The organism is Winogradskyella tangerina (assembly GCF_003260205.1).
In the GTDB taxonomy this organism is placed as follows: domain Bacteria; phylum Bacteroidota; class Bacteroidia; order Flavobacteriales; family Flavobacteriaceae; genus Winogradskyella; species Winogradskyella tangerina.
Genome location: NZ_QERF01000001.1, coordinates 472,246 through 497,073 on the forward strand (window position 1 = coordinate 472,246; position 24,828 = coordinate 497,073).

At 36.6% G+C, this 24,828-nt stretch carries 20 protein-coding genes; 10 read left to right on the forward strand and 10 right to left on the reverse strand.

Annotation, left to right across the window (positions count from 1 at the left end; genetic code table 11):
- Position 1 precedes the first annotated feature (1 nt).
- Positions 2 to 727: a geranylgeranylglyceryl/heptaprenylglyceryl phosphate synthase gene (locus DDY94_RS02155; RefSeq protein ID WP_111682377.1), complete on the reverse strand. Its 726-nt coding sequence runs from the start codon at positions 725 to 727 to the stop codon at positions 2 to 4.
- Positions 720 to 1,352 (reverse strand): 4'-phosphopantetheinyl transferase family protein, encoded by a 633-nt coding sequence (locus tag DDY94_RS02160; protein WP_111682378.1) that lies wholly within the window; start codon positions 1,350 to 1,352, stop codon positions 720 to 722. Before DDY94_RS02160 ends, DDY94_RS02155 begins: the two co-directional genes overlap by 8 nt.
- Positions 1,353 to 1,465: 113 nt before the next feature.
- Between DDY94_RS02160 and ahcY the strand changes: the two genes are divergently transcribed.
- Both ahcY and DDY94_RS02170 read left to right on the forward strand, forming a co-directional pair.
- Positions 1,466 to 2,782, forward strand: a complete 1,317-nt coding sequence (gene ahcY, locus DDY94_RS02165; protein WP_111682379.1) for an adenosylhomocysteinase — start codon at positions 1,466 to 1,468, stop codon at positions 2,780 to 2,782.
- A gap of 280 nt (positions 2,783 to 3,062) precedes the next feature.
- On the forward strand, positions 3,063 to 3,605 hold the full coding sequence (locus DDY94_RS02170) for a DUF1569 domain-containing protein (RefSeq protein ID WP_111682380.1): 543 nt from the start codon (positions 3,063 to 3,065) through the stop codon (positions 3,603 to 3,605).
- Position 3,606: 1 nt separating this feature from the next.
- On the opposite strand, the gene DDY94_RS02175 is transcribed toward DDY94_RS02170, so the two are convergent.
- Positions 3,607 to 4,377, reverse strand: a complete 771-nt coding sequence (locus DDY94_RS02175) for a hypothetical protein (protein WP_111682381.1) — start codon at positions 4,375 to 4,377, stop codon at positions 3,607 to 3,609.
- Between the two features lie 103 nt (positions 4,378 to 4,480).
- Between DDY94_RS02175 and DDY94_RS02180 the strand changes: the two genes are divergently transcribed.
- The 3 genes from DDY94_RS02180 to DDY94_RS02190 are packed head-to-tail and all read left to right on the forward strand — an operon-like array spanning position 4,481 to position 6,957.
- On the forward strand, positions 4,481 to 5,623 hold the full coding sequence (locus DDY94_RS02180) for a methionine aminotransferase (RefSeq protein WP_111682382.1): 1,143 nt from the start codon (positions 4,481 to 4,483) through the stop codon (positions 5,621 to 5,623).
- Positions 5,624 to 5,673: 50 nt separating this feature from the next.
- Positions 5,674 to 6,174, forward strand: a complete 501-nt coding sequence (locus tag DDY94_RS02185) for a hypothetical protein (protein WP_157957212.1) — start codon at positions 5,674 to 5,676, stop codon at positions 6,172 to 6,174.
- A gap of 3 nt (positions 6,175 to 6,177) precedes the next feature.
- Positions 6,178 to 6,957 carry an amidohydrolase gene (locus DDY94_RS02190; RefSeq protein WP_111682384.1) on the forward strand — a complete coding sequence of 260 codons (780 nt, stop codon included), beginning with the start codon at positions 6,178 to 6,180 and terminating at the stop codon, positions 6,955 to 6,957.
- Here the strand turns inward: DDY94_RS02190 and DDY94_RS02195 are convergent.
- Both DDY94_RS02195 and DDY94_RS02200 read right to left on the reverse strand, forming a co-directional pair.
- Positions 6,941 to 8,551, reverse strand: a complete 1,611-nt coding sequence (locus tag DDY94_RS02195; protein WP_111682385.1) for an Ig-like domain-containing protein — start codon at positions 8,549 to 8,551, stop codon at positions 6,941 to 6,943. The genes DDY94_RS02190 and DDY94_RS02195 overlap by 17 nt on opposite strands.
- Before the next feature lie 54 nt (positions 8,552 to 8,605).
- Entirely contained in the window at positions 8,606 to 9,274 is a 669-nt protein-coding gene (locus DDY94_RS02200; RefSeq protein WP_232817798.1) for a ComF family protein, read from the reverse strand.
- 75 nt (positions 9,275 to 9,349) lie between these two features.
- Between DDY94_RS02200 and DDY94_RS02205 the strand changes: the two genes are divergently transcribed.
- Both DDY94_RS02205 and DDY94_RS02210 read left to right on the forward strand, forming a co-directional pair.
- On the forward strand, positions 9,350 to 10,237 hold the full coding sequence (locus DDY94_RS02205) for a hypothetical protein (protein WP_111682387.1): 888 nt from the start codon (positions 9,350 to 9,352) through the stop codon (positions 10,235 to 10,237).
- 61 nt (positions 10,238 to 10,298) lie between these two features.
- Positions 10,299 to 11,843, forward strand: a complete 1,545-nt coding sequence (locus tag DDY94_RS02210; protein ID WP_111682388.1) for a glycine--tRNA ligase — start codon at positions 10,299 to 10,301, stop codon at positions 11,841 to 11,843.
- Positions 11,844 to 11,894: 51 nt separating this feature from the next.
- Here the strand turns inward: DDY94_RS02210 and DDY94_RS02215 are convergent, their stop codons facing one another.
- Positions 11,895 to 12,449, reverse strand: coding sequence for a DUF3575 domain-containing protein (locus DDY94_RS02215; RefSeq protein ID WP_111682389.1), 555 nt, complete (start codon positions 12,447 to 12,449; stop codon positions 11,895 to 11,897).
- Between the two features lie 69 nt (positions 12,450 to 12,518).
- Entirely contained in the window at positions 12,519 to 15,947 is a 3,429-nt protein-coding gene (locus tag DDY94_RS02220; protein ID WP_111682390.1) for a hypothetical protein, read from the reverse strand.
- Positions 15,948 to 16,080: 133 nt separating this feature from the next.
- Between DDY94_RS02220 and DDY94_RS02225 the strand changes: the two genes are divergently transcribed.
- From DDY94_RS02225 to DDY94_RS02235, 3 genes are read left to right on the forward strand one after another with little or no spacing between them, the layout of a single operon-like run.
- Positions 16,081 to 16,842 carry an exodeoxyribonuclease III gene (locus DDY94_RS02225; RefSeq protein ID WP_111682391.1) on the forward strand — a complete coding sequence of 254 codons (762 nt, stop codon included), beginning with the start codon at positions 16,081 to 16,083 and terminating at the stop codon, positions 16,840 to 16,842.
- Between the two features lie 21 nt (positions 16,843 to 16,863).
- Complete coding sequence (locus tag DDY94_RS02230; protein WP_111682392.1) at positions 16,864 to 17,823, forward strand: OmpA family protein; 960 nt, start codon at positions 16,864 to 16,866, stop codon at positions 17,821 to 17,823.
- A 5-nt stretch (positions 17,824 to 17,828) separates the two neighbouring features.
- Complete coding sequence (locus tag DDY94_RS02235; protein WP_111682393.1) at positions 17,829 to 21,116, forward strand: VCBS repeat-containing protein; 3,288 nt, start codon at positions 17,829 to 17,831, stop codon at positions 21,114 to 21,116.
- Between the two features lie 52 nt (positions 21,117 to 21,168).
- On the opposite strand, the gene DDY94_RS02240 is transcribed toward DDY94_RS02235, so the two are convergent.
- The 3 genes from DDY94_RS02240 to DDY94_RS02250 form a co-directional block, all read right to left on the reverse strand.
- Positions 21,169 to 21,462, reverse strand: coding sequence for a F0F1 ATP synthase subunit epsilon (locus tag DDY94_RS02240; RefSeq protein ID WP_111682394.1), 294 nt, complete (start codon positions 21,460 to 21,462; stop codon positions 21,169 to 21,171).
- Between the two features lie 59 nt (positions 21,463 to 21,521).
- Entirely contained in the window at positions 21,522 to 23,030 is a 1,509-nt protein-coding gene (atpD, locus tag DDY94_RS02245) for a F0F1 ATP synthase subunit beta (protein ID WP_111682395.1), read from the reverse strand.
- 158 nt (positions 23,031 to 23,188) lie between these two features.
- Positions 23,189 to 24,817 carry an SGNH/GDSL hydrolase family protein gene (locus DDY94_RS02250; protein ID WP_111682396.1) on the reverse strand — a complete coding sequence of 543 codons (1,629 nt, stop codon included), beginning with the start codon at positions 24,815 to 24,817 and terminating at the stop codon, positions 23,189 to 23,191.
- Between the last annotated feature and the right edge of the window lie 11 nt (positions 24,818 to 24,828).

Genomic DNA, 24,828 nt, shown 5'->3' on the forward strand with positions numbered 1-24,828 from the left:
ATTATTTTTTTAGTTCATTAAAAAACGCTTCGTTCTCTTCGAACGCAGTACCTATGACAACTAGGTCTGCACCAGCTTTATGGGCTGCATTAAGTTCTTCTTTAGACCTAATACCACCCCCTACGATCAATGGAATATTTAATTCTTGCTTTACCTTCTGAATGATCTCTGCTTCTATAGGATGTGTTGCACCACTACCGGCTTCAAGGTAAATCATTTTCATCCCCAAGAATTCACCTGCTTTGGCCGTATCAGTTATAGTATGTAGTGCTGAGCGTTTAATTGGTTTTGTTTTACTTATGCGTTCTACCGAAGTCATCTTCCCATTTTCAATAAGCAGGTAACCTGTTGGAATGACCTCTAACCGCGTTGCTTTCAATTTTGAAACTGATGCAACGTGTTTGCCTATGAGGTAATCGGGATTTCTTCCAGAGATAAGCGATAAAAAGAGTATCGCGTCAGCTTTATCTGTAATCTGAATGACATCACCCGGAAATAATATTACAGGAAGCTTCGTATATTTCTTTATCTCCATAACTAAACGCTCTGTCATTCCATTTTCAACCTCACTTCCACCTACAAAAATATGAGTTGCGATAGATTGATTGAGCTTTGAAATAAACGCGGAAACACTTTCAATTTGCATTTTGTCAGGATCGATCAGAACAGCTAAAAGCTTTTCAGATTTTGAAATCGTCTCTTGTATGTCTCGATAGCACTTATTCATTAGGAACAACATAAGCGCAAGTAAATCCTTCAAATTCTAAAAAAGCGGTAGTATAGCGATATTTTCGACCTTGGTAATCAATCCAAGCCACAGTTTCACTATCTTCAAGCATAAATGGAATGACTAAAAAATGCTCTCTAAATAACATCCCAGGTGTTGCAAATAACTTATATAAGGATTCTTTTACACCCCATATGACCGTGAGCTTTTTTATATAATCATCTGAATTTACATTCAGATAATTAAATTCATAATCCACAAACTTCTTAGCTATTATTGCGATCTTCGGACGCTGCTTTTCTATATCAATACCAACTTCTCTATCGCTAATAATAACGCCGGAAAATGTAAAGGAATGCGTAATTGAAATATGCTTTCCATCTTTGAGATGTGGTTTACCAAACTCGTCATAATAAAGATCTTGATCGGAATAACCAAATGCTCTCAAAAGATGACGGACACTAAGAAAACCACGCTGATGGATTTCACTCTTCATGCCCAAAACACGCTCTAAACTCTGAGGTTTTAGATCGAGTGGTTCAATTAATTCATCATAACTTTCTTCAATCTTCCAAATCTTTACAGCCGAATTATGATTTATTTTAACAGATTTATATAGTGGCATTAAATAAAGTTAAAGGTAATGACTATCTTTGCATCGCTTTAGTCAAATGATTGATTTGCAAGGCGAAATTAACGAAATAAGTAATAATCAAAAAGGAGATAAAGAAAAATACTATGAGTACAAAAACAATTGCTTACGTACCAAATAAAGTTAAAGATATGTCTTTAGCGGCTTGGGGAAGAAAAGAAATTGAGCTTGCTGAGGCAGAAATGCCTGGATTAATGAGCTTGCGCGAAGAATATAAAGACGAGCAACCACTAAAAGGTGCGCGCATTGCAGGATGTTTGCACATGACTATTCAAACTGCAGTATTAATCGAAACTTTACAAGCTTTAGGCGCTGAAGTGACTTGGAGTTCTTGTAATATTTTCTCTACTCAAGATCAGGCTGCTGCTGCAATAGCTGCTGCCGGAACTGCGGTTTACGCATGGAAAGATATGACAGAAGAGGAATTCGACTGGTGTATTGAGCAAACCTTATTCTTTGGTGAAGACAGACAACCGTTAAACATGATATTAGATGATGGTGGTGACCTTACTAACATGGTGTTAGACAGATACCCAGAATTAGTAGAAGGAATCAAAGGACTTTCTGAAGAAACTACAACTGGTGTACACCGTCTATACGAGCGTGTTGAAAAAGGAACTCTACCATTACCAGCAATCAATGTAAACGACTCCGTTACCAAAAGTAAATTCGATAACAAGTATGGTTGTAAAGAATCTGCAGTAGATGCTATAAGAAGAGCTACAGATATTATGTTAGCAGGTAAGCGAGTAACAGTTTGTGGATATGGTGATGTTGGTAAAGGAACTGCAGCGTCATTTAAAGGAGCTGGAAGTATTGTTACTGTAACTGAAATTGATCCAATCTGTGCATTACAAGCTGCTATGGATGGTTTTGAGGTAAAGCGTTTAGAAACTGTTGTTGGTACTTCAGATATCATTATCACTACAACGGGTAATAAAGATATCGTAAGAGCTGAGCACTTTAAAGCCATGAAAGACAAAGCCATTGTTTGTAACATTGGGCACTTTGATAACGAAATTCAAATGGCTTGGTTAAATGAAAACTATGGGGATACAAAAGATGTTATTAAGCCTCAGGTTGACAAATACACTGTTGACGGTAAAGACATTATTGTTTTAGCTGAAGGACGATTAGTGAATTTAGGTTTAGCAACTGGCCACCCAAGTTTTGTAATGAGTAACTCGTTTACCAACCAGACTTTAGCACAGATCGAGCTTTGGAACCATTCTGATAAGTATGAAAATAAGGTGTATATGTTACCTAAACACTTAGATGAAAAAGTGGCTAAATTACACTTAGAGAAAATCGGTGTTGAGCTAACTGAATTGAAGAAAGATCAGGCTGATTATATTGGTGTAACAGTTGAAGGACCATTCAAGCCAGAGTATTACAGATACTAGATTTTTGGAATTTTAGAAGCGCTTCGCTTTTAGATTTATAGATAGTAACCCTTGCAGTGATGTGAGGGTTTTTTATATCCAATCATTTTTTGAAAGTTGAAAAACTCGTTCACGCAGTACGATAATCTAATCTACTTGTTGTGGTTTTAACTTTTAAAAAGCTGTGAATTTAATTAGTTCTTAATATCTTCAGGCAGGTCACTCGCATCAATTCGACATACCTTATTATGATGCTAAATCCTTTTTTAGCCTTATAGTTGAGCACATTTAAATACAAATTATGAAAAAACGAATCTTATTTATTGCAGTACTCTTTGTAATTTCCCTCTTTATTTATTCAAATTTCAAAATGAAACAAGATGACCCATCCATATTAAGACCATTGCTAACGAAAGTTGAGAATTATATTCCAGAGCGCGATAAAAAAAATCTTGAGGTCTCTAAGGTGGATGTCGCCTGGCAACTCGATCATATTTTGAAAACCTTCAATCGTATTACCGATGTACTTTCAAAATCTAATCCCGATGATTATTCAAGTTCTATAAATGCGGCTCGAACCTTCTCTCTAACAGCAGGCTATATCCCAAGAGGAAGAGCCCAATCACCTAATGTTGTGAGACCACCAGATGTGATTATAACCGAAGATATCTACAAACAATTAGAAGAAGCTAAGGCAAACATCTCAAAATTGAAATCGCTCGATAACAATGCCAATTTTGATCATCCCTACTTTGGTCAGCTTAACAAGGCGCATGCCATAAGATTTATCGAAGTCCACACAAAGCATCATCTTAAGATTGTAAGAGATATCCTTAACGAATAAATTAAAATCCTGTTGCAAATAATCGTCTAGCTCCTTTAATCCCACACTTTTGGTATTTGTGATAGGCTTGGGCAGCTCGCTCTAAAATATCCTTGTCGGCTTCATTGACTATCCAGCCGTCCACCGCAGATTTTAAGGTATATGCTTCTGGGGCCATCAAACCTGTGGTCCAAACCAAAGGGTTCACCTTGGTTTGTTCAAAATAGGGTTTAAAATAATCTTTACTTATACAGGCTAACACAATGGCATCTCTTGCTGTTTCATTAACTGGTGAAAAGTTACCCTCAACATTAAATTCCATCAGTCCATCATGCCCTACATAAGCCAAAAGACCAGACTCACCTCCAAAGTTAAAGCTTGAGTTATTGTAACTTATCGCAACTTGATTTCTTCCAGCGGTAGCTTCAAGAAAATCTATAGTAGTTTGCTTAATATATTTTCCGTCATAAGCATCCGCTAAAATATAAGTGTTAGACGCATTATGCTTAAAAAGCAAACGTTCTAAAATCCTAGGATTATCACTTTCTAACACCTTAACTAATGCCCAATCTTTTGAATTTTTGAAATGGGTTTTCACTCCGTATAGCGCTCCCCAATACAAATTGTTTTTGGCATCCTGACCGTTACCTAATCTACTAGGTACAGGAACAATCCCCTGATTCTCGTTGTCACAAAGGGCAACAAAAATATGAACGGTCTTCACTTCATCTTTTAAACTTGTAAATCCGAATAATAAAATGAATAGCGGCAAAATAGTAAATACGTACTTCATAGATTTTAAAACGCAAAACTTTAGTTTAAATTATACCTTTCATTTTTGAAACCATTTGTCGATTTTCATAAGGAATTATGACTAACTTGTAGTATATTTCAGAATGAATTTCGAATCAAAACTTCCTGATGTTGGCACCACAATTTTTACAGTTATGAGTGCTCTGGCCAATGAACATAAGGCTTTAAATCTATCTCAGGGATTCCCAAATTATAAAAGCTCCCAACAATTAAATGATCTGGTTACTCAGGCCATGAATAATGGTTACAACCAGTACGCCCCTATGGCTGGCAATCTAGAACTGAGATTAGCTATCGCAAATAAGTACGAGAATTTATACGATAGTTTTTATCATCCTGAAAAGGAAATTACAATTACCGCCGGAGCAACACAGGCCATTTATACAATAATCTCTGCTTTTGTTAAACCTGAAGACGAAGTTATCATTTTTAAACCGGCTTATGATTGCTACGAACCGGCAATTCAGGTTAATGGTGGTAAAACCATTTCAATTCAGTTATCGGCACCAGATTATAGTGTTAATTGGGAAGAGGTAAGTTCAAAGATCAGTGATAGAACTAAAATGATCATAATCAACTCACCTCATAATCCGAGTGGAACTATTTGGTCGAAGAACGATATGCTTCAGCTTCAGCAATTAACAAAAGACACCAATATTATTGTGCTTAGCGATGAAGTCTATGAGCATATTATTTTTGATGGCGAACAACATCAGAGTGTTTGCCTTTTTGATGATTTAAAACAACGAAGTTTTATAACAGCATCCTTCGGTAAAACCTTTCATAATACAGGCTGGAAAATTGGTTATTGTTGTGCTCCAGATGACTTAATGACCGAATTTAGGAAAGTCCATCAATTCAATGTTTTTTCTGTTAACCATCCGGCTCAGAAAGGCATTGCCGATTATATGCAAGATGCGAGCACTTATTTAAGTCTAAATTCATTTTTTGAACAAAAGCGCGATCTATTTCTGAATTTGATAACAGACTCCCGTTTTAAATTCAAACCATCTCAAGGAACGTACTTTCAGGTATTGGATTATTCTGAAATTACAGATGAGCATGATGTTGATTTTGCAAAGCGTCTTACCAAAGACCATAAAATAGCGTCGATTCCTCTTTCTGTTTTTAATGAAAATGGACAAGACGATAAAGTTTTGCGATTTTGCTTCGCGAAAACTGACGAGACTTTGATAAAGGCAGCTGAGATTCTATGTAAAATTTAAGTTACTTTTTGTACTTTTCTGTGTCTCAAGATTGAATTAATACAATGATTATGAAATTTTATATTACAATCTTATTGGTTATGAGTTCTTTAATGTCTTTCTCACAAAAAGTTGAAAGTGAAGGAAAGACCTATGAAGTCAAAAACGAACGTATATTTTTAGATGATAAGGATATCACCGACACTTTAACGACTGAAAAACGTTCTGCTATCCTTAAAGAAGCAGCTAGCATTTCTGACAGACTTAAAGCTGAAGAAAAAGTCAGAAAAGACAAAGAAAAGGCTGAAAGAAAAAAGGAAAAAGCGACCAAAAAGCTCGAAAAAGATGTAAAAAAAGCCGAAAAAGACCACAAAAGAGCAGAAAAAGCTCTAAAAAAGGAAAAAAAGCTAAAAGCCAATTATAAGAAAAGTCAAGACCAATTAGCCAAGGCTCAGAAGAAATATGATAAACTTAAACGAAAAGGTAAATTATCTCCTGTGGAAGAAACTAAATGGCTTGAAAAAATCGAAAAACTCACTAAAAAAGTAGAGAAAGCAAAACGCAAACTATAAACAATGAGCAATTCCCTAGCCGTTGCTATATTACAGTTAGATCTCGTTTGGGAAGATCCCGAGGCCAACAGGCAAAAAATTGAAAGTATGATAACAGGCATCACAGAAGTCGATGTTATCATTTTGCCAGAAATGTTTACCTCCGGATTTACCATGAATGCCTCTGCTGTTGCAGAAACCATGGACGGTATTACCATAACATGGCTAAAACAACTAGCTTCTGAAAAGCAAGTAGCCATCACCGGAAGTCTAGTTATTTCTGAAAATGGGAATTATTACAACCGTTTGGTTTTTGTTGAGCCAAACGGAAACTTAACGCACTACGATAAACGCCATACCTTCACACTTGCAGGCGAACACAAAGTTTACACAGCAGGAACTGATCAAGTTATTATTAACTATAAAGATTGGAAGATTTGCACGCTCATCTGTTACGATCTGCGCTTTCCGGTTTGGGCCAGAAATACATCAGACTATGACCTGTTACTATACGTGGCCAATTGGCCGAAGGTTAGAGTAAGTGCGTGGGATGCTTTACTTCAGGCGCGGGCAATAGAAAATATGAGCTACTGCATTGGTGTAAACCGTGTTGGCTTAGATGGCAACAATTATGAATACACAGGGCATTCTGCCGCTTATGATGTTTTAGGGTATAGAATTGACACCATTCCTCATGAAAAAGAAGCAGTGGAAGTGATTACGCTACAAAAGGAACACATCACTAAATACAGAGAAAAACTAGGTTTTTTAAAAGATCGGGATAACTTTAATCTAGAAGTGTAAACTGAATAATGTTATCGAAATTCGCCCTTACCTCATCAATTTTTGGTGCATAAGAGACCCGTTCAGGCTGAATGCCTAGCAGGAAATTACCAGTATCGAACTTGCCATTTCCATTAGTATCGTAAATCACTCGAAGATTATAGGTTTTAGGTAAGAGATCAAAAAAGTCAACAACAGGAGATTCTGTGGTATATTTTTCATACAAAACATCACCATCATCATCTACTAATTGCACAATGAGTGGGAATTTAGGATTTACTAAATTCACTCTTATATTACCGTATTCTGATTTGGCTTTAGTTCGGAAATTATAATCTAAAGTATCCTTATTTATACCATCATAAAAGTCTGTGAATGTACCAGGAAGCATCCTCAATTGATACCGCTGCCCTTCCATTTTTTCAACCGGAAATTTATAACGGTTATAGATCGAATCATACTCAACCTTATAAGGTACAACCACTGAATCTCGATCGATCAGTTTAATTTTTGAAGTATCGATCTTGGTAAAAGGAATATTGCCTTCAATTGTAAAATCATCTTCAAAATTCAAAGTTGCCGAAGACACTGTTTTTAACACTAATGAATCAGGATCAAACGATCTAAAGCGATGTTTGAAGGTGTCGACAGATTTTTCATTCGAAACGATAAATTGTGTTGAGTCTAATTCAAACTTCGGCTTATACCAATAATACAATGTATCTGTTTTTGGGTCTTTCACAATTCTTGTTTGAAATCCTTCAGGAGTCTCACCTAAGACTTTAATTCGCATAGTTTCGTAATCCCCTTCATAACCAAAAGCAATTTTAAATTCACCTTCCTGTTTTGGTTTGATCGCTTTAAAATTGACCTTTTCTTTAAATAAGTTCAATCTGAAACTAGAGTCTGTAGGAACCGTGATATACCCTTCCTTGAATGCTATTTTTTCATCTTTTTGATTGAACAGAAAATTTCCATTTTTATCCTTTAAGGCAATAAGTTTGTATGTTCCTGCCTTAATATTATCAATACTGAAATTGGTTACACTATCTAGAGTATTCGTAATATATCTCGGCTTTTCCTTAAAGACAATTGAATCTGTGTAGGTTGAATCTACTTCGTAAAGCATTACCGAAATAAAAGTATCTGGCTTTTTTAATAAGGCATCTTCAACATAGCCTTTTACCGAAAGTGAATCGATGGCATCGCCCGTAGAAAAAACATAGCGGTAATAAGGGTAAGGATTCCCCTCGTTATTGTCAACAATACTTTCACCAAAATTGAATGCGTAAGTCGTATTAGCTTTAAGAGTATCAGTAATTTTAATGGTGATGTATTTACTGGCACCACTTGCAGGAGTAATAATAGGATCATTATCCATTGGTGGTGAGATAATGAGTTGTTGTCTTAAATCCTTAATGGTGACATACTCATTGAAATAAATTCTAATCTCTTCAGATTTAAAATTCGTTGAGAAATTCTCTGGACGCTCTTCAATAATAACAGGTGGTTCTTCATCTTTTTCACCACCGCTTGGTGTACCGCGATTGGCACAACTCGCCAATATTAAAGACAGAAAAATAACTTTTATAAATCTCGTTAAGACTCTTGACATTTACTCAATTCAATTTTGCACAAAGAAACAATATTAAGTTCACAAACGAAAAAATCAATCGGCAATTGCCATAGTAGCAAGACTTAACTTAACATTATCAATTTTTAACAATTCTGTAGCACAAGCTTCAACAGTAGCGCCGGTAGTTATAATATCGTCAACTAATAGAATGTGCTTTCCTTTTAAAGTGGCATTTTCAGAAAGGGCAAACACAGATCCATCATTTTGCCAGCGCGATGACCTCCCTTTAAATACTTTCGTTTTTGTTGGTTTGGTTTTTATTAGTGCGTCTTCATTGAATTCAGCATTAAGTGATTTTGCGATTTCTTTCCCAAACTTCGTTACCTGATTATAACCGCGTTTTCTTAGCTTGATTTTATATAAAGGTACTGGGATGACCACATCAATGTTTTGATAAGATGGAATGGATTTCAATTCAGACGCCATCCACTTGCCTAAAAATCCACTGATCTGTTCATGACCTCTATACTTCAAATTATGCAATAACTGCTGAACAATACCTTTCTTAGAAAAATGTAAAAGCGCGGTGGCATTTTCAAGTTTTACGCGCCCATAAAGGGTTTTCTCAACGGCATTAGATTCTTCAAAATGAAAGTTGGTAACTGGTAAATGATGTCTACAGGTTAAACAAACCACTAACTCATTATCCGTCAAAACATTATTGCAAGCTTCACAGACTTTTGGGAAGAATAAGTTCAACAAATTTTTTACCACTTAATCGAATAAAATAAAAATGCAGTCTAATATACTCTAATTTCGCCTCAACCTAAGAAATTAATGATGATAGTTAACCCTCAATTATTTAACTACAGATTAATTATAAGTTCTTTATTGGTCGTTTTAACAGCCTTAGGAATCTATAGTTTCACGAACTATAAATCCATTAAATCCTACGAAGAATTCTTAAAGCAAGAGAAGCTTTTAATTGAAAAAGAGCTCTCAGAAATGTTAGTCAGTTATGACGAACTGAGCCAAGATTATGATCTGATGTCTTCCCAGCTCCAAGAAGCAAAACTAGAGACTAAAACAGCTTTAGATTCTCTAAGATTATTAAAAAGTGACTTATCAATAATCACTAAATTCAAAGATCAACTTTTAGTTTTGAAGACTAAAAGCAAGGTGCTATTGGCAACCGTAGATTCTCTTAACACTGCAAATCAGAAGCTTCAAAAAGAGAAGCGTTACGCCATGAATACTATTGAAAAGAATAATCTTACCATCAATGCTTTAGAGGTAACCAGAGATTCTCTTAATAAAACTATTGACAAAGCAGCCATCATGAAGGCTAATAGTGTCAATGTAAGTACTTTCAAAATAAATAATTCAAAAAAGAAAGAGACGCTTAGAGCACGACGTGTTAATGCGATGGACGTCTGCATCAATCTTACTGAAAATCCACTGACAGAAAAGGGTAAAAAGGAGATTTACATTCAAATTGTAAGTCCAGATAATAATATTATAGCTGATAAAGGCGAGGTTTTCTTTAATAATACCTCATTAATTTACAGTAAAAAGGAGATTGTAAATTTCGACAATAAACGCTTAAATATTTGTACTACTGTTGCTACATACCAAGAAGATAGGCCTCTTAAAAAAGGCACCTATTTTATAAATGTCTTCCATGAAGATAGGAAACTCGGAAGTACAACTATTCAATTAAAGTAAATTGATACTATAAAATCTACGAAACCGCTTGTTAATTTGAGCGGTTTTTTATTTTTGCAGCATGGCAAACGAAGATAAATTCAAAAAAGTAATCTCTCATGCAAAGGAGTATGGTTACGTATTTCAGAGTAGTGAGATCTATGACGGATTAAGTGCCGTCTATGATTATGCACAAAATGGAGCAGAGTTAAAGAAAAATATACGAGACTATTGGTGGAAAGCCATGGTACAAATGCATGATAATATTGTTGGTATTGATGCCGCCATATTTATGCACCCAACCACATGGAAAGCTTCAGGACACGTTGATGCATTTAACGATCCACTGATCGATAATAAGGATTCTAAAAAGCGTTACCGTGCCGATGTTTTAATTGAAGAGTACTGCGCGAAGATAGAAGCCAAGATTAATAAAGAAATTAAGAAAGCTGAGAAACGCTTTGGCGATGCCTTTAACCGTGAAGAATTCGTTTCTACAAACGGTCGTGTTTTAGGCTATCAGGAAAAAATAGACACCATCCTTAAGCGCCTTGGTAAATCTCTGGAAAATGAAGATTTGGCCGATGTTAAAGCTTTGATCGAAGAATTAGAGATCGCCGACCCATTATCTGGAAGTCGCAACTGGACAGACGTTAAGCAATTCAATTTAATGTTTGGTACCAAGCTAGGTGCATCTGCAGATACGGCCATGGAATTGTATTTAAGACCTGAAACTGCACAAGGTATTTTCGTGAATTTCTTAAATGTTCAAAAGACTGGACGCATGAAAATTCCTTTCGGAATCGCTCAAACCGGAAAAGCCTTCAGAAATGAAATTGTTGCCAGACAATTCATATTTAGAATGCGTGAGTTTGAACAAATGGAAATGCAGTTTTTCATTAAGCCAGGAACACAAAAAGAGTGGTTCGACTATTGGAAAGACACTCGTTTGAAGTGGCACAAATCCTTAGGAATGGGTGATGACAATTACCGTTTCCACGATCATGAAAAATTAGCACATTATGCCGATGCAGCAACCGATATAGAGTTTAATTTCCCATTCGGATTTAAAGAATTAGAAGGTATACACTCACGTACAGATTTTGATCTAAGTCAGCATGAAGAATATTCAGGTAAAAAGTTACAGTACTTCGATCATGAAGACAATGCAAGCTATACACCATACGTACTTGAAACCTCCATCGGTTTAGATCGTATGTTCCTAGCTGTATTTTCAAATTCTTTAGTTGAAGAAACTTTAGAAGATGGCTCTAAACGCGATGTTTTAAAATTACCTGCGGTATTGGCGCCAACAAAAGCGGCTATTCTGCCATTAGTAAGAAAAGACGAAGCATTGACTAAAATGGCGAAAGATATTGTAGAAGATCTTAAGTGGGACTTCAATGTCGTATACGACGAAAAGGATGCCGTTGGAAGACGTTACCGAAGACAAGATGCCGTAGGAACGCCATTTTGTATCACCGTAGATGGTGAAAGCTTAGAAGACCATACCGTAACTATTCGCTATAGAGACACCATGGAACAAAAACGTGTTAAGATCGACGAATTAAGAGATCTTATAAAAGCCGAAGTGGATGTAAAACACTGGCTGATGAAGATGCAATAATAAAAAAACCAAGGTCGCAGCCTTGGTTTTTTTATGATCTATTTTGAAAGTTTAAAATCGATAACCAACCGATATGCCGATTTTTGCTACAAATTCAAAATCTTCGTCTTCAGTATCAAAAAGGTTTCTACCAATTCCAAAGTTAATTTCACCAACAAATCCACTATTTGTCATCCATTTTCCACCCAGTCCGACACCTAAGGCAAAATTAGTTTTAGATTCTGTGGTTCTAACAAAAATATCTCCAGGATCATTGACATTGATAGACTGAAACTCATTGTACGAATTCAGCATTCCGAAACCTTCAAGAAAGAATCCAGCCGCATATTTCTTACCAAAATACAATCGATAATATGGTGAAATATAGTAGTTGATATCATCTTTAATATCTTCATCAAAAGGGATAAATGCATTAACACCAACACCCGACTCTTCATTAATTAAATACTCATAAGTAAAATCAAAAGAGCCAATAACCAGATAAAGGGCATTCAGTTTTATTTCATTCGACCTAATGGACAAATCATTATCCGAAGCTGGTTCCTCTTGAGAAAAGGCGGTCATTGTCATGGCAATAGCCAATATGAAGGGCAATATCTTTTTCATACTTAAATTTTAAAGGTTTTAAATTAAGATGTCAAAAGTAATAAATGGTTGCGTAAGAATTGTCTTAAATTAGAAATAAGCCTTTAACTGAATAATACCTGTATGAATCACTTGAGAAGTTTCGGTTTTTCGTCCGAAATAATTAAGATTGAGATCTAAGAATTTGGTTAGTTTTTTCTGTGCTAACAAACTCCATGTGAAGTTTTGACCCGGTTGAAGGCCTTCCAACATTTGAAAGCCAACAGGTGTATTCGGATTGCCTTCAAATTCATTTTGAAAGAAATTAAATTCACCCGTTAAGGCAATGGTTGCCGCCTTATTATAAGTAAAAGACACCCCATAATTATTCTGAACTAAAGACTCTAAACTACCAATGGTATTGTTCCTTGACGTATATTGATAGAACACATCAAACTGCGCATTTTCACTGAACAAATACGACAATTTAGGCTGGAAACGTTCCTCGTCGATTTCAAAATTTCGATTAGCGAAGTTCTCACTAAGGCTCTCATCTGTACCGAAACTTGCTAAGGTATTAATGAGCCAACTCTTGGCAAACTTATGGTTAAAATTGAATTGATGATTGGTTAGTTTATTCTCCTGAAAACCTATAGATAACAAACTTCGACTCGTATTGGTTAGGAATGTATACGACGTTGTGTAGCGCTGTTTCCCACGATTATAAAACAGAACATTTCTAACACTATTATTTAAAGCTAATTGGTTTTCCTCGTCTGTATCAAAAGGATTTAAATTAAAATTATTGCCCTCGCGACGCACCCTTCTATCAATTAAATAAGACGTCTGATTATAAAAATGCGAGAAAAATTTCTTGGTTTTATTTTCCGATTTGCTCCATTGCACAGGATTGATCGTTACGGTCTGACTCAGTCGATTTTGATGCGTTCTCACAAATACTTGATTAGGTAATAAGACTCTAATGTAATTACCCTGGTCAGCAAACTGCGCTATCTCAAATTCATTGAGTTCTTGTATACCATTCTCGTTATAGTCGATCCAGGTGTAAACGCCCTGACCAGCTTCAACTTCTACATAGGTAAAATCTTGTTGCGGTAAAGAACCCGAATTGGTTTCAAAACTGGTATTCCACAAAACGATATTATTGAATAACTTTTGGTTATAATTCAAACGGCTATTCAAGCTTTGTTCATCTTCAGAGGTTTCGTCTTCGGCTTTAAGATCACGGAAATTGACAAATAGTTGCAGATTGGTGTTTTTATTCTGAATTAATCGCGATTTCAAGTAATAGGTATTAGAGGCATTTACCCGTTGAACAGCATTATTTCTTAAACTATCATTCAGTCGTCTAATATAGCCTACCTCCGTAAATACTTTGGTACTATCCCCAATACCGACAAAAGTTTCGTAAGCAGTAAACTTTTGACTTAATGGTGTTAACGAATCCGTTGCAATAACGCGTTGCTCATTGTCCTCTATTCCGAATTTGACACCTACCCATTTATTATTTTTTGCGTAAACCGCTCTGTTGAATGACCTTAGAAATGTAGAATTATTAATGGTGCTTTCGCTATTTAAAAAACTCGTGTTTGAAAAAATATTGAAATTCCCCAGACGTAAATTTGCGGAAGCATTATGTCTACTCCCATTGAAATTACTCGAATAATCAAGATACTCAAAACTGTAATTGGCGGTACCTTTCTTTGAGTGAGACACCTGCAAGCCAGACGTAAATAATAATTGATTACCAATAATGTTATTTCCCTGATCGTCTCTATTGTCCTCTAAATTCCAATCACGTAAAAATTCAGCCCGATATAAACGCTGAATGGTTCTAAAATCCTTCTGAATAAAGTCGGTATCTACTAAAGCGTTCAAATTCCAAAGGCTATCCGACTTAATCAACTTTTGGTTTATTCTGAGCTTTCCCGCAAACCCATCATTATCATCATCGTCAATATCTGAAAACAAATTGAGGTCATTTTTACTACCAGCAAGTTCAAAAAACACATCTGTTTTTTCTGAAGGTTGATAACGGCCGTTCAAAACAGCGATCTGCAAACGCTCTGGGGCAACGAGTTGGGTTATAGGCTCATAGTTTCCTTGTGGTACGCCGCCCACCGGAGGCACATATTCAAAAATATTACTAACCGCATCATCATTGAGTAAAATATAATTTCCCTGATTGGGCCCTACCAAAGTAAATCGAACACTGAATAACTGATCTTCCGGATTTTGAGAAAACACAAAGACATCTTCACCATTGATATTCTCAATTCTGTATAAAATTCTATTTTCCGAAAATGCTTCTTCCGTGGCAGAAGAGGCGACCATGAGACTTCTATCATCCCCAGCATCAGCCAAAACCTGTGTCTGCTCCGTAGATAAATTTTGTTGAAGCGGTTGATTTTTAGCATCACTTTCTGAAAATATAGAAACGTTCAAGCTAAGTTTTTCAGATTTATAGGAGCTTCCTCCAAATACTGTAAAACGCGAATAATTGCGTTCGCTAAACTGGTAATCGACGGTTATTCGCATTTCTGAAGTGATCGGATAAGTAGAGTTGAAAATGATCTCTCCCGCGTTATAATCGATGATATAATCGCGATTTTCACCACGTTCTAGTGGAACTCCATTCACATAAACAGTTTCACTTCCGGAGACAATAAGAACAAATAATTCGTTATTAGGCCCTCTTAATTTATAAGGTCCCTGATTACCTTCCTGAGCTGTAAACTGGGTCGTTGTGAATTGCCCACGTACCAACGCTCCTGAGGCAAAAACATTAGTATTATCGCTTATGTTGGCATTTACCAGTAATCCTTGTACACGCTTCGAAAAGTTAGCAAAATAACTACTGGTATTGATCAGATCTATATCACCCGCCCTAATATTCCAGTTGTCGCTAAAGAGTTCAATAAACACCTGATCAAATTCATCTAAGCGTTGCGAATATCCACTTTCTTGCAAAGGAATATTGGCATCCTGAATGGACGCACGAAGTGACACCTTATCACTTAATTTTCCGGAAATCTGCAAGTCTAATTCGCTATTCAAAACCGAATTCTGATTATTTCCAATAGTAACACCACGTGAAATACTTCCGGAAGTCGTTAGGCCATCAAAAGGTGTGAATGTATTTCGTTTTTTGGTGTTTTCGAGCTTGTATAGAGCCTGTGCACCTGCAGAAGAACGATCAACAATTACTCGGTCATCTAGTTGTTTATAAACTTTTGTCAGAAATTGTGGGTAACGCAAATATTCAATTTGAATAGAATCTAAATCCATAGGTTGCTTCCACTTCAAAATTGCTTTGGCATAGTCAATGTCGTATAGAGTTGAATCTATAACTCTACCATCCTTTGTTTTAATAATAAATTTCGAAGGATTAATACTTACAGAATCAACCTGTATAGAGTCTTTTACTGCAAAGCGCTTCGATCTATAGTTATTAGATTTCTCTTGGGAAAACCCAAAAAAAGAAATACTGAATAAGAAAAGAAATAGCGCTTTTTTCATGTAGAATAATAACTACTTAAAACTTGAAATATTTTATTGTTAAAATAGGCTCAAATTAATAGTGTAAAAGTAGCTTATTATTTAATTTAGACCTTTATAGGAAACTTAGAAAATAAACCAACCAAATTAAAGTATGAAAATTGCATCTTATAACGTCAATGGTATTAGAGCCGCCATTAACAAAGGTTTTATTGATTGGTTAAAAGCCACGAATCCAGACGTTATTTGTCTTCAGGAAATAAAAGCTTTAGAAGAACAACTCGATCTCGACCTGTTTCGTGAAGCGGGTTACCATCACAACTATTGGTTTAGCGCCCAGAAAAAAGGCTATAGTGGTGTGGCTGTACTTTGTAAAACAGAACCCGATCATATAGAAGTTGGTACGGGAATAGAATCGATGGATTTTGAAGGTCGCAATCTTAGAGTGGATTACAGTGATGTATCCATAATGAGCATGTATTTACCCTCAGGAACCAATGATGCACGGTTGGCCCATAAGTTTGAATATATGGATCTCATCTATGACTATCTGAATGCTCTCAGAAACGATAAACCAAATCTTGTTGTCTGTGGCGATTATAATATTTGTCATGAGCCCATTGATATTCATAACCCAAAGATGAAAGGGGTTTCAGGATATTTACCTGAAGAACGCGAATGGCTAGGTAAGTTTATCGATAGCGGTTTTATAGATAGCTTTAGATACTTACATCCCGAGAAACAAGAGTTTTCCTGGTGGAGCTACCGTGCCAATGCTAGAGCAAATAATAAAGGCTGGCGCTTAGATTATGCTATGGTTAGTGAGCCTTTACAAGAAAAAATTAAACGAAGCGTTATACTAACCGAGGCAGTGCATAGCGATCATTGCCCAATCTTATTAGAACTCGATTTATAAATTAAGAACAAATCAATTCATATGATCAAAAGACTTTCATTAATAGCACTTATTTTGGTGACACTAAGCTCATGTGTGTCGAAAAAAATATACACAGATCTTGAAGACAAATACGCCAATCTCAAAAAAGAAAACCGTCGTTTAACCGATGATCTAGAATCCACAACGGCCGATAAAAATAAACTGGCCAATGACCTAAATAGCTTACAAGCTGCCTATGACGAGGCTGTAAAAGAAAGAGATCAATTACGATCAGACTATGCCGCATCGCAAACAAATCTTGAGAACTTAAAAGCTTCTTATGAAGCATTAGAGAAGAATAGTTCTGCTGAAATTGCAAAAAACTCAAAGAAAAATCGTGAGCTTTTAGCACAACTTGAAGCTAAAGAACAAGCACTTGCCGCCGAAAACGAACGCCTTCAAAAACTAAAAAAAGAATTGGATAGTCGTTCTCAGCGCGTTGCCGAACTCGAAAGTGTTATTGCTGCCAAGGACGCCAATATGCGCGCCCTAAAGGATGCCATTTCTAAAGCTTTAACTAACTTTGAGGGGAAAGGATTAACTGTTGAGCAGCGCGATGGGAAAGTTTATGTTTCTATGGAAAATAAACTGCTTTTTAATTCTGGTAGCTGGTCCGTTGGTACTGAAGGTCGTAAAGCTGTAAACCAACTTGGTAATGTGTTAGCTGAAAACCCAGATATTGCCATTCTAATAGAAGGCCATACTGATAATGATCCGTATAAAGGCAATGCGCAATTGAGCGGAAATTGGGATCTATCGACGAAGCGTGCCACAGCGATTGTAAATATTCTACGTGAAAATGCTTCTATAAATCCAGAAAATTTAACTGCTGCTGGTCGTGGAGAATACGCGCCAATAGCGAGTAATGATACTGCAGAAGGCAAAGCTAAAAATAGACGTATCGAAGTTATACTCACACCTAAATTAGATGAGATCTCGAAACTATTGAATGATATCTAAACTCTATGCGAATTCGTAGATGCAACACAATAAACATCTTCGCATTACTTTTATTACTGCTTGGTTTTAATTGTAAAGAATCATCTGAGCCCTACGATGATGGTTCAGGTACCTTGTTTACATCAATTCCTGAAAGTCATTCAAACATAGATTTTCGAAATACAATTGAAGAAACCCCAGAATTCAACTTTTTGAACTATAGCTATATCTACAATGGCGGTGGTGTTGCCGTTGGGGACATCAATAATGACGGCCTCGACGATTTGTATTTTACCTCAAATCAGCAATCCAATAAATTATATCTCAACAAGGGTAATTTTCAATTTGAAGACATCACCGACAGCGCTGGTGTAAGTGACCAAGAAGGCTGGTCGACTGGTGTGACGATGATAGATATTAACAATGACGGCTGGCTAGATATTTATGTTTGCAAGTCGGGATCTTTAAATAATCGCAGTTTAAGACAAAATAAACTTTACATCAATCAGAAGGATAATACCTTCAAAGATGAAGCGCTAAACTATGGATTAAAGGAATACAGCTTTTCTACTCAAGCTTACTTTTTTGACTATGACAAGGACGGCGATCTCGATATCTATTTGGTAAATCATAGCACCGATGCAAATGCTAAAACCCTAATCTTAAGCCCTCAACAACAAGCTAGCCTAAAAATCGATAGTAGAGATATTCTATTCAAAAATGAAAATGGCATCTATAAAAATGTTTCGAGAGACTCAGGAATTTCAAGTATGAAAGCTTGGGGTTTGAGTGCCTCTATTGGAGATTTCAATAATGACTCGTGGCCAGATATCTACGTTGCCAATGACTTTTTCGAACCCGACTTTCTCTACATCAATAATCAGGATGGAACATTTACCAATGAAATTCTGAAGGCCTTTAAGCACATTCCAAACAACAGTATGGGGTCTGATTTTGCTGATATCAATAATGATCTCTATCCCGATCTTGTAGTGCTAGATATGATGGCGGCCGATAGAAAACGCGGAAAGGAAAATATGGCGTCTATGGATACCGATCAGTTTAATCGCATGGTAGCACAAGGTTTTCATCATCAATATATGTCTAATATGTTGCAATTGAATAACGGCAATACTACTTACAGCGACATCGGTCAATTCTCAGGAATTGCCAAAACCGACTGGAGTTGGGCACCCTTAATTGCAGATTTTAATAATGATGGCCTTAATGATCTTTTTGTTACCAACGGCATTGAAAAGGATTTGGCTAATCAGGATTTTAGAACCGCAATGCGTGGAAAAGATCTAAGTAATATCCAACAAGAAAGTCTAGATGAAGCTCTGGAGTTAATCCCATCTGCAAAGCTGCCCAATTATATGTTTATCAATAAAGGAGATTACAAGTTTGAAGATCGTTCTAAAGACCTTGGTTTTGACGCTGCGATCAATTCTAACGGTGCTGCTTATGCAGATTTAGACAATGACGGCGATCTTGATTTGGTGATAAACAATCAATCGGATAAGGCTTCGATTTATAGAAATAATTCTGAAGCAAATTTCCTTAATATCAGTTTGAAAGGCCCTGAACAAAACATTGGCGGTATTGGAACCAGAATTGAGCTTTACTCTGGCGACAACAAGCAATTAAGAGAACTTCATGTGAGCAGAGGCTACCAATCGTCTGTAGGACATTCAGTGAATTTTGGCTTGGGTGAATCTACTAAAGTTGACAGTCTGAAAGTAATCTGGCCAGATAACAAGATCGAAATTCTAACCAATATTGCTGCAAACAGTACTTTGAATTTTAATTATGCAAATGCATCAGCCACGGCTGACCAACCAATCGAAAAAGAAAAACTTTTTAGCAGAATTTCACCTTCACAATTAGGCATCACTTATGAGCACAAGACCGTTACATCTGATGACTATGCTATTCAGTTGCTATTGCCCCAAAAGCAATCAACTATAGATAATTCCCTACAAGTGGCCGACGTTAACAATGATGGATTAGATGATTTTTTTGTTGGAAACACAAGTGGTCGTCCTTCAGAATTATATATTCAAACGAGGCAAGGAACTTTCAATAAGTCTAACCAAAAGTTATTTCAAAGCAACATAAAACTTAATGACAACAATGCGTTGTTTTTCGATGCAGATAACGATAATGATTTAGATCTCTATGTGGCCTCTGGAAATTATCACGAGATTGATAAAATCAGACTACATCAAGATCGTCTGTATATTAATAATGGTAAGGGTATCTTTTCCAAAGGGCAATTACCCGAAATGCTGAGTATAACAAAAGCTATTGCCGCAGGTGATTTTGATAACGATGGCGACATAGACCTCTTTGTTGGTGGCCGTGTTATCTCACGTAAATACCCCGAGGCTCCTGAGTCTTATCTGTTAGAAAATAGAAATGGGCAATTTGTAAATGTGACTTCGCAAAAGGCCGAAGGTTTGAAAGCCGTTGGATTAGTTAATGATGCAATTTTTTCAGATTATGATAATGATGGAGACCATGATTTGATTGTTGTAGGCGAATGGATGCCGGTAACATTTTTTAATAATGATAATGGTACATTCACAAAAGATGAACTATTAAGCTCCAATAATTCAGGGTGGTTTCAAACGATTAAAGTGCGTGATATTGATGGTGATGGCGATGAGGATTATTTCGTTGGAAATTTTGGTCAAAACAATAAGTTCCATCCTTCAGAAAAGAAACCACTACATATTTACGCCAATTATTTTGATGATAATAATAGCTACGATATTGCGTTAACCAAAGAATCTGATGGTGATCTTTTCCCTGTTCGTGGTAAAGAATGTTCGTCTGAACAAACGCCATTCCTAAAGGAAAAAATTGGCACCTATAGTGAATTTGCTAATTCAAATATTTTTGATGTCTACGGACAGGAGAATATTGATACGGCTTTACATCTGCAAGCTTCAAGCTTTAGCTCTTATTACATCGAAAATAAAGGTGATCAGAATTTTGAATACCATCCTTTACCGAATGAAGCACAGTTTGGACCTACATTAGATTTCGAGTTTATTGACATAAATAATGACGGTACACTTGAAGTTATTGGTGTTGGAGCTATCTATGATGCCGAAGTAGAGACCATTCGTTACGATGCTTCAAATGGCTTTATTTTGAACTTAAATGACGGTGTGATATCAACTTATCAGAATTTGATTAATATCACTTCCAAAGAAGCCAAAGCAATTGAGCGCATAATAATTAAAGGGCAACCACACCTTTTAATTTTGAATGCCAATGATGAACTCGATATATTACGATTGAAATAAAAAAACCACAAGACGAATCTTGTGGTTTTATATATGATAGAACGACTAAATCTTAGTCCGCTAATATAATTAGCTTGTTATCTTTCATTTCTATAGTACCAGAATTTATCTTTACCGTTAAGACTTTATTGTCGTCATTGTGAGGAACCACAGCGGCATGCAATTCATCAAACTCTAAATGACTTTGAGAATGCGTCTTTACTCTGATAGTCCCTTCTTTAAGAATCGAAACAATTGGAGCGTGATCTTTTAACATCTCGAACTCTCCACTCACTCCTGGCACAACTACAGAGTCGACTTCCGAACTAAATAAAGTGGCTTCTGGTGATACAATTTCTAAATACATAATTTTTGAGTTTGTAGTTTGCAGTCACTGAAATCTGTTTACTGAGACTGCCTACTAGATTACGCCTCAGCTAACATTTTCTCACCAGCTTCGATAGCTTCTTCGATAGATCCTTTAAGGTTGAACGCTGCTTCTGGTAGGTGATCTAATTCACCATCCATAATCATGTTAAATCCTTTGATCGTTTCTTTAATGTCTACTAATACACCTGGTATACCTGTAAACTGTTCTGCTACGTGGAATGGCTGAGATAAGAAACGTTGTACACGTCTTGCTCTAGATACGGCTAATTTATCTTCTTCAGATAATTCTTCCATACCAAGGATAGCAATAATATCTTGTAATTCTTTATAACGCTGTAACAACTCTTTTACGCGTTGTGCACAGTCGTAATGCTCATCACCTAAAATGTCTGGAGTTAAGATACGAGATGTAGAATCTAATGGATCTACCGCTGGGTAAATACCAAGCTCAGCAATTTTACGAGATAATACTGTTGTTGCATCTAAGTGGGCGAACGTTGTTGCAGGCGCCGGGTCAGTTAAATCATCCGCAGGTACGTAAACTGCTTGTACAGATGTAATAGATCCTTTCTTAGTTGAAGTAATACGCTCTTGCATCGCACCCATCTCGGTTGCTAATGTTGGTTGGTAACCTACCGCAGAAGGCATACGTCCAAGAAGTGCAGATACCTCAGAACCAGCTTGTGTAAAACGGAAGATATTATCTACGAAGAATAATACGTCTTTCCCCTGACCATCACCAGCACCATCACGGAAATACTCAGCGATAGTTAAACCAGATAATGCTACACGTGCACGTGCTCCTGGAGGCTCATTCATCTGACCGAAAACGAAAGTTGCTTTAGATTCCTTCATTGCAGCTTTATCAACTTTCTGAAGATCCCATCCGCCTTCTTCCATAGAATGCATAAAGTCATCTCCGTATTTGATAATACCAGACTCTAACATTTCACGAAGTAAATCGTTTCCTTCACGCGTTCTTTCACCTACTCCTGCGAATACTGAAAGACCACCGTGTCCTTTTGCGATATTGTTAATCAACTCCTGAATCAATACGGTCTTACCTACACCAGCACCACCAAATAAACCAATCTTACCACCTTTTGCATAAGGCTCAATTAAGTCGATTACTTTGATACCAGTAAATAAAACTTCTGTAGACGTTGATAATTCTTCAAACTTAGGCGCTTGTCTGTGAATTGGTAAACCGGCTTCACCAGCTTTAGGTAAATCACCTAATCCATCAATTGCATCGCCAATTACATTAAAAAGACGTCCGTAAACATCTTCGCCAATTGGCATTTGGATTGGTGCACCAGTTGCAAGAACTTCAGTTCCTCTACTTAAACCATCTGAAGAGTCCATCGCAATAGTACGTACGGTATCTTCACCAATGTGAGATTGTACTTCTAATACTAATGTTGAACCATCTTGGTTTTTAATTTCTAATGAATCATAAATCTTTGGAAGTTCTGTTCCAGAAGCGAATTCTACATCGATCACTGGACCTACAATTTGTGCAACTTTACCTGTAACTTTCGACATTACTTTTATGTTTTTGTTTTGCAATAGTTTAAATATGGAAAAACAGCTCGTTTTTCGCGCTGCAAAGATAGAGTTATTATTTAAAAAATTATGACTTTTTTGAATAAAAAAAACACGCTTTCATAAAGCGTGTTTTTATATTAAATGTTCTTTTCTAATTATTGCAACAATGGCGAGTAATTTGTTGGGAAATCACCAGCTTTTGCAACGTTATCTGAAGCCATGAAATTAGAACCATAAGTTGCATCAATAGCTTCTAAGAAACTATTGGCCATAAGTGCATAACCTCTGGCTGTAAGATGTATACCGTCTAAACTTACTAATCCTCCAAATACAAGATCCGTGTTCATTAAGTAATCATCGAACATAATTCCTGTTGTAGATGCTTCTGTTAGAATAGCGTTCACATCAACAAATGCCAATCCGTTAGCTGCAGCTACATTAGCAATAGTTGCATTAAAGCCATCAACGGCCATTGCTATTTCATCAGTCTCCGCAGGTACTAATACCCATCTATCATCTAAAGGATATGTAATGCCTTCAACTGCAAACTGACCTGCAAGGTCCGCAGGAATACCGTTTCCTGTTAAGAAGTTAAAGAAATCACTATTTACAGTACCGATAACAGTACTACTTGGTAAGGTTAATAAATCATTGTCATTTGCTTGACGTGCTTGTCCATAAGTTGCTCCTAATAAATTAGCCACTAATGGCGCTGCTGCTGCTGGTAATCCTAATGATTCTACAAAGAATGGGAATGTTGGACTCGCATTAAAGGCAGCGATCATTTGTGCTGAAATATCAGTTAAACTTTCGTCTCTAATAACTACTGGACTGGCAGAAGTCTCAGAGAATACAATTGCTCTATCTCCTTGTCCAAGCGCCTCAAATACCAAATTGATCTGGCCAAAAATGCCATTCAACGTTGGGATTAATGGCCCGAATGCTGGATTTGATGGATCGAGAGCATCAACAGGAACAGCTGTAAAATATGGTAAGCTTGTAACATAAGGAATATTAGTCACCGCACCTTGAGCACCGTTTGCCGTCATTGTTGTTATAATAGTATTGAATGCGAAATCGAAAGTAGCCTGATCTGTAATCTGATCTATACTTGCATCTCCACCTTGAGTAGCATAACCTAAAACGTCATTACCACCAATTAAATCTGCAGTAAAGAAAGTTGGATTCTGGCTAGCTGCAAGTTCTAGAACTGTAGCATCAGGTGTTCCACCTGTAAGTCTTACCGCATAAGGATTTGCTGCAGCTGGAAAATTAGCAATGTTACCATAACCTGGTGCAATAAAGTGGAAACTCTTTGCTCCTGGAACACCTACATTATTGAATGGTCCGGTTGGGTTATTTAGAACAATATCGGTTCCAACAGTCACCGGGCCAATAACTGATTCTAATGGCACAGGTCCTGCACCACCGAAGACTAATCTAGGATTTGTAATTCTTGTACCGCCTGCGGCTAAACCTCCAAAATTATCACTCATCCAAGGTTGAGTAAATTCTCCTCCACCAACGTTTGCAAATTGCTGAGCTAAAATATTTGGAAAAGAATTCTCCTGAGCTGCTATAAACAGACCATTATCTGTAAATCCGGCTGTAAATGATGGACCTATGGATACGTAGTTTGAGAAATCTGCCGTTCCTGCTGACGGATCTGGTAAAGGATCTGGCGTAGGGTTAGATCTTTCTCTTAAATCTTCAACGAGTTCATTCTCGCACGCTACCAATCCTAAGGTTAGAACAGCCAGCATTATATATTTAAATTGTTTCATTTTGAATAATT